Genomic DNA, 9758 nt, shown 5'->3' on the forward strand with positions numbered 1-9758 from the left:
AAATTAGTTTTGATGATTGATTTGTATAAGATTTTAGCAGGTGGCAAGTAAATGAATAATGATCAAGTTGCAAACATGATCGAGCCTTTTTCTTTGGCGATGACAGGCTTTTTTGTTGGGGTCATTCTTTGCATCGTGCTTTTTTTCGCTATTGTACATTCAATGCGGCGTAAGTGGCAGCTTGAGAAAGAAAAAAGTGAACAAGAATTACTAAAGCAGGTGGGAGTAAATCAAGAACTTGATCGAAAGTTGTTACATCAGGCCGAGCTAATTCACTCAATGGAAAAAGAAGCGCTGATCCTAGAGCAGCAATTCGCTGCGGCGCAAACAGTTTGGCAAGAAAAAGATACCTTGTTTCAATCGCAAAAACGTCAGATGGAAGTAGAGTTTAAACAGTTGGCGCAAGACATAATGCAGCAACAGCAAACTAGAATGTTATCTGAAAATGAAAAGCAGTTAGGTTCTTTACTGAACCCATTAGGCAGCCAAATTAAACATTTTCAGGAAAAGGTTGAACAGAGTTATCAGGCTGAAGCAAAAGAGCGTTTTTCCTTAGTTCGTGAGATTAAAAATCTGCAGCAACTGAATCAAAGAATTAGTGATGATGCGGCAGGGTTAACGCAAGCTCTAAAAGGTCAAAATAAAATACAAGGCGGTTGGGGAGAAGTTATTCTTGAGCGTGTATTGGAACGTTCAGGGTTAGAAAAGGGAAGGGAGTACCTAGTGCAGGTGTCTGCCACAACTGAATCTGGAAGGCGTCTTCAGCCTGATGTGATTGTAAACTTACCTGAAGGTAAGCAAATTATTATAGACTCTAAGATGGTACTTATTAGCTATCTTGCCTATGTAGAAGCTCAAACAGAAGAAGAAAAGCAAAAGGCGTTAAAACAGCACCTTGAATCTATCAAACGTCATATTAAAGACTTAAGTGCTAAGGCATATGAAACCTTGCCTGGAGTAAAGAGCTTGGACTTTGTACTCCTGTTTATTCCCATCGAAGCAGCTTATCTATTGGCAATACAAGCGGATGCTGATGTGTTTAGTGATGCCTTTGATAAAAATATTATTGTGGTTGGGCCGTCGAACTTATTGGCAACCTTAAGAACTATTCAGAACATTTGGCGAAATGAAAAACAAAGCCAAAATGCGGTCGAAATTGCTAAGCAAGCAGGTGCTATGTACGATAAATTTGTTGGCTTTGTTCAAGATATGGATGATGTTGGTAATCGTTTAGATATGGCAAGGAAAGGTTATGATAATGCCATGAATAAGCTTAACTCTGGACGAGGTAACTTGGTAGTTCGAGCTCAGCAATTAAAGGTGATGGGAGCGAAAACCAATAAACAGCTCCCTGACTCGCACCTTGAAGAGTCTCAGGCAAGTTTAGTGATAGGTGACAATAAACTTGAATGAGATGCTATAAGGAATCTGCTTAGCTCTTAATTGTGTTCTAAGTACCTGCTATTCACTTAATCATTGCTTGAGAGCTTATCCTGAATGTTCCAAAGCAAGTTTACTGATTTAGCATAACGAATATTCATGCTATCCATCTCGACACCAGCAGTGGCCCGTTCCATGGATTCATTTTCTCTAAGAGATTTTGCATAGGCTATTAAGCTTATTTCAAGGCCTGAATCTAGGTAGTCGAGTTTAACCTTAGTTAAGTCGATATAGTGCTTATGAGACCGCATAAGGAAGCCCAAATCTGCGAGTATTTGATTTCTCGCAGGCAACTTGGCAATGGTTTGTTTGATTGTTTCATCATTCGCTAAAGAGCTTAAATCTATGTGAATAAGAATGTCTTCAACCTTTGTATTATGTTGGCGAATTTTGCTTGATACTAGTTCTCCTAAATAATGGCCTTCACTAGCACTAATATGTTTATTCACTTCTAAACGCATATCCAAATAGACTTTACCCGCCATGGTTCTTGCTCTGATATTACTTGGCACAGCAAGTGGTTCTATACTCTTCGCACATTCAATAATGCTATGCATTGTTTCTTTGTTTGGTGCTGTATCTATCAGCTCGGCCAGTGTTTTCCAAATGGTGGTAATAGCGATCTTAGAAATAAGTAATGCAATAATAATGGCTGCAATTTTATCTAGCCAAGCATGGCCTAAATAAGTACCTAGCATACTCACTAATACAATGAATGAAGAAAGTGAGTCAGTGCGGCTATGCCAAGCATTAGTAATGAGTAATTGGCTCTGTATTTTATCGCCCGCTTTTTTTGTGTAAAAGAAAATGCCTTCTTTGCAAATGATGGTGGTAATCAGAGTGCCGACGCCTAGCCAAGTGATTTGTGCGGCACTATCTCTTAGGGCTGAGTCTAAACCTATGCCAACAGCTACTAATAATAGGATGAAGCCAAGTAGCAGATTACCTAAAGACTCAAACCTAAGATGGCCAAATTGATGGTTTTTATCGGGTGATTGGCGAGAAATTTTGAAGCTAACAAGTACCATTAAGTCTGTGAGTAAATCTGATAGGCTGTGTATGCCATCTGCCATTAAGGCTTGTGAACCTGAAATACTGGCTGCGAAAATTTTTAAGAGACCTAACAAGGCATCAATAGCACCACCTAATAAGGTTACTTTTTGTGCAAGCCTTTGTTCCGTTTCGATTTTATTCATTTTATTTAATTAATTTTTAAGGTAAGGTGAGTTAAGAAGGTAAAAAAAAAATTTATAAATTGCTTGCATTAAGAGGGATGCTAGAGCTGCTCTAGCTTGCCTGTATTTCTCCCCAACTTATCCACCTAAACTGTGGAAAAGCTAACAGCTGTGTGCTTCATTCAAAGAACTTTCATTTATGAGCTGAACTATATGAGTATAGTTCAGCTCTTTGTCCTTGGTTACTTCTCTTGTATGTCAAACCAAAGTTTGTAAGAGTCGTAAAACTGGCGCAGTTCAAGAGACATAAGTGCAAAGTTTGCATCTAAATCTGAAAGACCGCCGCCTTGAGAATCATTAAAAGCTTGCTCTTTAATTGTGTCATCGAACTTGATCTTACGTAACGATAAGTCGTCATGAAGCACGAAATTAAGTTTTTCAGTCCATTTCAAGGCTAGGCTTTTAACTCGCATTCCTTGTTCTATATGGCGAGTAACATCTTCAGATAGGGGCTCTAATGCTTTAAAGCGAATGCTTGCTTTCTCTTCAGAGCCATCTTGAATCTCACATTCTTCACCTGTGTTTAGGCTTGCAGGGAGCTCATTCTTTAATAGCCAGTTACTCATTAAGCCGCTTGGAGACTCTTGTGCCATGAGTGGTGCCATGGGGAAGCTGCCAAGTGTAGTTTGAAGTTGCTTGAATAGAAGCTCTGTCATTGACGCATTGGTACTATTGATTACCAGTAACTTGGCTTCCATATCCAAGTATGCCCAAATATCTGAGCGTTTTGAAAAGGCTTTCGGTCTTAGGGTGAAAACAAGCTCATCTTTAATGTCTGATTTTTCTTTACGACCAACTTTACGACCTTCCATTAATTCAATTTCGGAGATCTTGGTTTCTAGCTCTTCCCTAACGACAGATGAAGGTAGCACCTTCTCTTCTTTGCCTGCTCTAATAAGAAGGCATTTGTTGCTAGCAAGGTACCATTGCTCACTATTTCGAATTAAAGGCATCCAGCCAAAAGAGTATTCATCTTGACTGCCACACTCTTTTAGGGGGAAATCAGCAAGCTTGTCTATTAACTCGTTTGTATCAATTGCGTCTGTATCTGTTAACTGAAAGAACTGTACGTTTTTAAACCACATAATTAATCTACAACCGCCTCTTTAAAATGTTTACGGCAAACAGAAATGTAACGACTATTGCCACCAATCTCGACCTGTTCCCCCTCACGTAGTGGGTTACCATCACCGTCAATACGTATCACCATGGTTGCCTTGCTTCCGCAATGGCAAACAGTTTTAAGTTCAATTAACTTATCGGACCAAGCCAGTAATGCTTTACTGCCTTCAAACAGTTGGCCTTTAAAGTCAGTTCTAATGCCAAAAGCTAAAACGGGTATTTTAAGTTTATCGACCACCTCAGATAAAGCATAAACCTGAGCCTCAGTTAAAAACTGGGCCTCATCAATTAAAATGCAATCAAGTTTACTTTTATTTGCAAGTTGGCGGACTTCTTCCAGTAAATCTGTGTCAGGTTTGAAGGTTTGAGCGTCTGCTGCAATGCCTATACGAGAGGCTATTTTACCGATAGCTTCCCTATCATCAATGGCGGCAGTAAATAGTAAAGGTGTCATACCTCTTTCTTTATAGTTATGTGCAGACTGTAATAAAACGGTCGATTTGCCGGCATTCATGGCCGAATAATAAAAATACAATTTTGCCATAGGTTTATATATATCAAAGTGTTAGTTTAGTTTGGTTGCAGAGTATAACAAATACACCATGATAGGGGATTATATGTGGGGAAAAGCGAAACAAGTTGCTGAATTAGAGTCAAAACTTGAAGCGAGTCAGTTAGATTGCGCCGGTTTGTCGACAGAACTTGATCAATTACAAGGTAAATACCAGCAATCACTTGCTGAGTTAGAAGACTTGTTAACCCGTAGGAAGGTGTCACCATTAGAATCTATGTATTTAGAGGCTATGTCTCCTTTTGATACTATGCGTGAATCTTTATCCAATAGTTTGGTGGATTTAAGCCAAGAGAAAGAAAATCTGGCTGATTTTAGTGAACTTGCTGACAGTAGTAATGCAGCAATGCAAACTCTTGAGACTGAAATAAAACGTATTCAAGACGGTGCTCGTGAAAGTAATGAGAGTGTTACTGAGTTGAAGACACTTGCGAGTAACATTACGCAATTTGTTGGAATTATTAGTGGTATTTCTGAGCAAACCAACCTTCTTGCTTTAAATGCTGCGATTGAGGCTGCCCGTGCGGGTGAGCAAGGTCGTGGTTTTGCTGTGGTAGCGGATGAAGTAAGATCCTTGGCACAAAAAGCTGGTGACGCAAGTTCTGAAATTGCGCAATTAGTTGAGTCCATCGAACGCAATACTGGTATTGCCGATGGTCATATTAATCTTGTGGTATCTGGTTGTAATAAATTAGTTGAAAGTACAGACGAAACCTTTAAAGGGGTTAAGACTGTTTTCAATAAGGCATTAGATACGCAAACAACCGTGAATAAGCAGAGTGTTCATTGCATGCTACATACGGCAAAAATGGATCATATGGTCTGGAAAGCTGATGTTCATCGTCATTTTGTTGAGCAATCATTGAGCACTCATCATGACTTTGCTGATCATACTCAATGTCGTTTAGGGCAGTGGTATGAGGGTGAAGGGCGTGCTTTGTTTGCTGGTAACCATTCTTTTAAGCAGTTAGGTGAAGTACATGCAGACTTCCACCAACATGGATTGGCTGCTGTAACAGCTAAGCAGGGTGGGGAGCTAGAAAAAGGTATTGAACATCTTGCGAAGATGGAAGCTTCAAGTCGCCGAGTTGTTGATTTACTAACTCAGTTAGAATCTTAAGCTATTGACTAAGGCCCATCTCATTTATGAGGTGGGCTTTGTGTTTTCCGCTTGCTCTTGAGTTACTTTAAGTTGTTTCTTTGCTTTTGGTTTTGAATGCGCAAGAGAAACCTGCTGTACAATCCATTCGGCTCTTTTGATGCCTTCAAGTTCACATAATTGATCAAGCATTTCTAATACATTGCTTTCAAGTGTAATTTCTACGCGTTTAAGTCCCTGTTGTTTTTCTTTAAGTCGTTGATTTCGTTTATTTGTTTTTAATTGGTCTTTTCTTGTTAATGGACGAGTCTTAGGTCGGCCTCGTGTTTTTGAAAATAAATCTATAGTATTGCGGTCTGAAGAAGATTTTGCCATTTGAATATAATATCTGAGGTCGTTAGATTGTTATGGAAATAGAAGAAATAGAATCCATTATGTTGACAGTTTGTGTAACTGGCATTGTGATTTTTATGGGCTTTATTATGGTTGATTTAGCGCGTAAATCCAATGCTGGAAAGCTAGGAACTTTTGTTATTCTTGGTGGTTTGGGCTTAGGCGTTCTTGGGTTTGTGATGAAAGGCGTGATAGTAGAGTTAATTTTAGGGGTTAAGCTGTAGCCCTGATTTAACAAGAAATGACCCGTCACTTAGGTACGAGTCATTTCATATGTTAATGATTACTTATTTTGCTGGCGTTGATTCATGCCGATAAAATCTAACAAGATTTCAGACGCTTCTTTAGAGTAAATATCTTCTGCATCTTCATCATTGATATCGTCTAATGATGTGATGAGTTCTAGTCCTAGGGCTTCACGGCGAGTATTTTCTCTATTTAACTGAGTCTCTTCGCTTTCTTCCCTTTGCTCAACTCTGTTAGTTTCATTTAATGAAATAGCGCTAAATCTATCTGATTGTTCCTTTATCTGATCAAGCTGCTCACTTAGGGCAATAAAGTTAGGGTTCTTTTCTACCCTTTGATTATGGCGTTGCTCCAACTCAGGTAAAAAGTTTGGAATGTCCCAATACACTGGATAACGGGTTTCCATGATTTTGTCCCAAGGCAGTGGGTTATCTAAGGCGCTTTCTCCCACGCTGTTTTCATCTAGCATAGATGGAAAGGCGATATCAGGCATAACACCTTTATGCTGCGTACTTTCACCAGAAACACGATAGAACTTAGATTGAGTGATTTTAAGTTTACCTTGATCAAGATCTTGCAGTATTTGCACTGTGCCTTTACCAAAGGATTGGCCGCCTAAAATAAGGCCTCTACCATAGTCTTGAATTGCACCTGCTACGATCTCAGAGGCTGATGCACTCATTCTATTAATAAGTACAGCCATAGGGCCACTGTAGGTTACGCTTCTATCTTGATCACCCAAGATGCTCACTCGACCTGCAGAATCACGGATTTGAACCACAGGGCCTGCTGGAATGAAAAGGCCTGTTAATGCATTCGCTTCTTGAAGTGAGCCACCACCATTGTTTCTAAGGTCAAGAATTAGAGCGTCAATACCATCTTGTCTTAGTTCTTCTATGAGGTTTTTAGTGTCTCTTGTTGAGCTCTTGTAATTACGGTCCCCAGCTTTAATTGCTGCGAAGTCTGAATAGAAAGTTGGTAGCTGAATAACGCCTACTTTATAGGTGTCACCATTTCTTTCGACTTCGACTATCTCTTTTTTGGCTGATTGATCTTCTAGTTTTACTTTTTTTCGTACTATCGTAATGATCTTATTGCTTTGGCCATCACTGTTAGAAGGGATTATTTCTAATAAAACTTTCGTGTCTCTTTCGCCACGTATCATATCGACAACATCATCTAGGCGCATGCCGACAACGTCGATCATCTCTTCGCCTTCTTGGCCTACAGCAACAATCTTGTCATTTGGTTTAAGTTCACCCTGATTGTCTGCTGGGCCTGCTGGAACGAGCCTAACAACTTGTGTGTATTCGTCTTCTTGTTGTAGTACTGCGCCTATACCTTCAAGCGACAAGCTCATATTGATACTGAAGGTTTCAGAGGCTCTTGGGGCAAAGTAACTGGTGTGAGGGTCAAAGGCTTCAGTGATTGCGTTAGCAAAAATTTGATACACATCAATTGAATTAGTTTGCTCCACTTGGTGCAATTGGTTGGTATATCGACGAGTTAAAGAGGTTTCAATTTTATCTTCTTCTTGGCTGTTTAGGCGCAAGGTAAGTGCTCTGTTCTTGATACGCTTACGCCAAGTCTCTTGTAGCTCTTGTTCTGTTTCTGCCCAAACTGCTTGATCTGGGTCTGCGTTGAAGGTCTCTTCTTTGTCAAAATCAAACCCTTCAACCATGCTAGGCATAGCTTCAATAACCTGATTTAGTCTGGTTTCAACTCTTTGTGAGTAAATGTTATATATGACGAACGCATCGCTAACATCCCCAGAAGTAATTGCGTCATCAAAGCGATATCTGTATTTCTCAAACTGCTTGATATCTTCAGCTAGGAAAAAGCTTTTACTCGGGTCTAAAGAGTCTATATAGGCATCAAATGCGAGGCTTGAAATTCGATCATCGACTTGAGTTTTGTTATAGTGAATGCCTTCTAACATTTCGACTAACTGAATGGATACTTTTTTATACTCAGCTGGTGGCTTAAGTTCGTCAAAAGCCTGAAGTGAAGGTGACGCTAACGCACACCCTGTGAGAAGGCTTAACAATAGTCGTTTATATTTTCTCGGCATATTTGTCTCTTTAAAGTTGAGTCTGGCGCATGTTGAAATCATATTAGACTCATTCGTTTATGGCCAGCTAATCTACGCAAAACTATTAATTATTTACTTAATTTTGTACAAAGGAAGTTATGGAAAATCAATCTTTTAATGCCTCATTGTTATCTTTTTTAAAGGCATCACCCACTCCGTTTCATGCAACTACTAGTATGAAGACAGCATTAGTTGAAAAAGGTTTTGTTGAACTAAAAGAAAATCAAGATTGGAGCATTCAAGCTGGTGGTCGTTATTTTGTGCGCCGTAATGCTTCTTCCATTATTGCATTTACTACACCAAGCCTTGATTTTCATAAAACTGGCTGGCGCATGATGGGGGCACATACAGATAGCCCTTGTTTGAAGCTTAAACCAAATGCTCACGTCAATAGATATGGGTATGACCAGTTAGGCGTTGAGGTTTATGGCGGTGTATTAAGACACACTTGGCTGGATAGGGATTTGTCTATCGCTGGACGTGTAAGCTTTAGCCAGTCTAATGGTGATATTGTAAGTCGTCTGATTGATTTTAAAGACCCAATTGCTGTTATTCCTAACTTGGCAATACATCTTAACCGTGGCGTGGTAGAAGGGTTTAGTGTTAATCCGCAAGAAGAGTTGTTACCTATCCTTGGAATGGGGGATAGTCAATTTGAGCTTGAGGAAATGATTAAGCAGCAACTAGAGAAAGAGTATTCAGATCTAGATGTTTCTAAAATTCTTGATTTTGAATTAAGCCTTTATGATCACCAAGCACCAGCACTGGTTGGTTTGAAGCAGGAGTTCATTTGTTCGGCGCGATTAGATAACTTACTCAGTTGTTTTGTTGGTATGGCAAGTTTGCTAGATGCCAGTGATGAAAGACCGAGTCTGTTAATTTGTACTGACCATGAAGAAGTCGGTAGTCTTTCAACAAGTGGGGCGAATGGACCTTTCTTAGAAGATGTCTTGCGACGCCTGTCCCCAGAGCCTGCTCACTATGTGCAAGCAATGAATCAATCTATGATGATTTCTGCTGATAATGCCCATGCTTTGCACCCAAACTATGCTGCTAAGCATGATAAGTTGCATGCGCCTTTAATTAATTCGGGTGCTGTCATCAAGGTGAACTCTAATCAAAGGTATGCCACAAACAGTGAAACAGCGGCTGTTTATAAAAAACTTGCAGCAGCTGAAGGCTATCAAGTCCAAACGTTTGTCGTACGTAGTGATATGGCGTGCGGCAGTACGATTGGGCCAATTACGTCTGGTGAAGTGGGTGTACCAACTTTAGATATTGGCTTGCCTACCTTTGCTATGCACTCAATTCGAGAGCTTGCAGGCAGTCAGGATGCCATTGGCCTTTATCGTGTTTTAAATCGCTTTTTAAAGTTAGAGACACTGATTAGTGAATAACTTTCTGGGCAAATAAAAAGGGCGCTGTATGCGCCCTCAGACTGCTGACAAAGTCCTCGCCAACCTAGGCGGGGATTTTTTATAATAAGCCATGCTTAATTCTCGCCCCCAAACTCAGTCTTCTCTTGAGTTCGTCTGTATTGACGAGCTTGTTCCTAAAGAT

Annotated in this window: 9 protein-coding genes and 1 pseudogene; 5 read left to right on the forward strand and 5 right to left on the reverse strand. The window is 39.9% G+C overall.

Annotated elements, in window-relative coordinates:
• The first annotated feature begins 51 nt into the window (after positions 1-51).
• Positions 52-1413, forward strand: a complete 1362-nt coding sequence (locus OA91_RS21670) for a DNA recombination protein RmuC (protein WP_063339821.1) — start codon at positions 52-54, stop codon at positions 1411-1413.
• Positions 1414-1469: 56 nt separating this feature from the next.
• Here OA91_RS21670 and OA91_RS21675 read toward each other — a convergent pair whose 3' ends face one another.
• The 3 genes from OA91_RS21675 to OA91_RS21685 all read right to left on the reverse strand — a co-directional run bounded on the left by OA91_RS21675 (position 1470) and on the right by OA91_RS21685 (position 4341).
• A complete protein-coding gene (locus tag OA91_RS21675; RefSeq protein ID WP_063339822.1) occupies positions 1470-2636 on the reverse strand; it encodes a cation diffusion facilitator family transporter in 1167 nt (388 codons plus the stop codon).
• Positions 2637-2857: 221 nt separating this feature from the next.
• Positions 2858-3760 carry a recombination-associated protein RdgC gene (locus OA91_RS21680; protein ID WP_046018779.1) on the reverse strand — a complete coding sequence of 301 codons (903 nt, stop codon included), beginning with the start codon at positions 3758-3760 and terminating at the stop codon, positions 2858-2860.
• 2 nt (positions 3761-3762) lie between these two features.
• Positions 3763-4341 (reverse strand): thymidine kinase, encoded by a 579-nt coding sequence (locus tag OA91_RS21685; RefSeq protein ID WP_063339823.1) that lies wholly within the window; start codon positions 4339-4341, stop codon positions 3763-3765.
• 373 nt (positions 4342-4714) lie between these two features.
• Between OA91_RS21685 and OA91_RS24865 the strand changes: the two are divergent.
• Positions 4715-5065 (forward strand): annotated as a pseudogene (locus OA91_RS24865) (methyl-accepting chemotaxis protein); the annotation flags it as partial.
• A gap of 120 nt (positions 5066-5185) precedes the next feature.
• On the forward strand, positions 5186-5488 hold the full coding sequence (locus OA91_RS24870) for a CZB domain-containing protein (protein ID WP_442919131.1): 303 nt from the start codon (positions 5186-5188) through the stop codon (positions 5486-5488).
• Positions 5489-5512: 24 nt separating this feature from the next.
• On the opposite strand, the gene ybfE is transcribed toward OA91_RS24870, so the two are convergent.
• Complete coding sequence (gene ybfE, locus OA91_RS21695) at positions 5513-5842, reverse strand: LexA regulated protein (RefSeq protein ID WP_063339825.1); 330 nt, start codon at positions 5840-5842, stop codon at positions 5513-5515.
• A 32-nt stretch (positions 5843-5874) separates the two neighbouring features.
• Here ybfE and OA91_RS21700 point away from each other — a divergent pair, with 32 nt between their 5' ends.
• A complete protein-coding gene (locus OA91_RS21700) occupies positions 5875-6084 on the forward strand; it encodes a DUF2788 domain-containing protein (RefSeq protein WP_046018776.1) in 210 nt (69 codons plus the stop codon).
• A gap of 59 nt (positions 6085-6143) precedes the next feature.
• Here the strand turns inward: OA91_RS21700 and OA91_RS21705 are convergent, their stop codons facing one another.
• Complete coding sequence (locus OA91_RS21705) at positions 6144-8177, reverse strand: carboxy terminal-processing peptidase (RefSeq protein ID WP_063339826.1); 2034 nt, start codon at positions 8175-8177, stop codon at positions 6144-6146.
• 119 nt (positions 8178-8296) lie between these two features.
• Between OA91_RS21705 and OA91_RS21710 the strand changes: the two genes are divergently transcribed.
• A complete protein-coding gene (locus tag OA91_RS21710; RefSeq protein WP_063339827.1) occupies positions 8297-9595 on the forward strand; it encodes a M18 family aminopeptidase in 1299 nt (432 codons plus the stop codon).
• Positions 9596-9758: the final 163 nt, after the last annotated feature.

Origin of the sequence: Marinomonas sp. SBI8L (genome assembly GCF_001624705.1) — a bacterium.
Lineage (GTDB): Bacteria > Pseudomonadota > Gammaproteobacteria > Pseudomonadales > Marinomonadaceae > Marinomonas.

Coding starts and splice junctions, on each gene's coding strand:
- OA91_RS21670 (WP_063339821.1), top strand. CDS start 52: ATGAATAATGATCAAGTTGCAAACATGATCGAGCCTTTTTCTTTGGCG.
- OA91_RS21675 (WP_063339822.1), bottom strand. CDS start 2,636: ATGAATAAAATCGAAACGGAACAAAGGCTTGCACAAAAAGTAACCTTA.
- OA91_RS21680 (WP_046018779.1), bottom strand. CDS start 3,760: ATGTGGTTTAAAAACGTACAGTTCTTTCAGTTAACAGATACAGACGCA.
- OA91_RS21685 (WP_063339823.1), bottom strand. CDS start 4,341: ATGGCAAAATTGTATTTTTATTATTCGGCCATGAATGCCGGCAAATCG.
- OA91_RS24870 (WP_442919131.1), top strand. CDS start 5,186: ATGGTCTGGAAAGCTGATGTTCATCGTCATTTTGTTGAGCAATCATTG.
- ybfE (WP_063339825.1), bottom strand. CDS start 5,842: ATGGCAAAATCTTCTTCAGACCGCAATACTATAGATTTATTTTCAAAA.
- OA91_RS21700 (WP_046018776.1), top strand. CDS start 5,875: ATGGAAATAGAAGAAATAGAATCCATTATGTTGACAGTTTGTGTAACT.
- OA91_RS21705 (WP_063339826.1), bottom strand. CDS start 8,177: ATGCCGAGAAAATATAAACGACTATTGTTAAGCCTTCTCACAGGGTGT.
- OA91_RS21710 (WP_063339827.1), top strand. CDS start 8,297: ATGGAAAATCAATCTTTTAATGCCTCATTGTTATCTTTTTTAAAGGCA.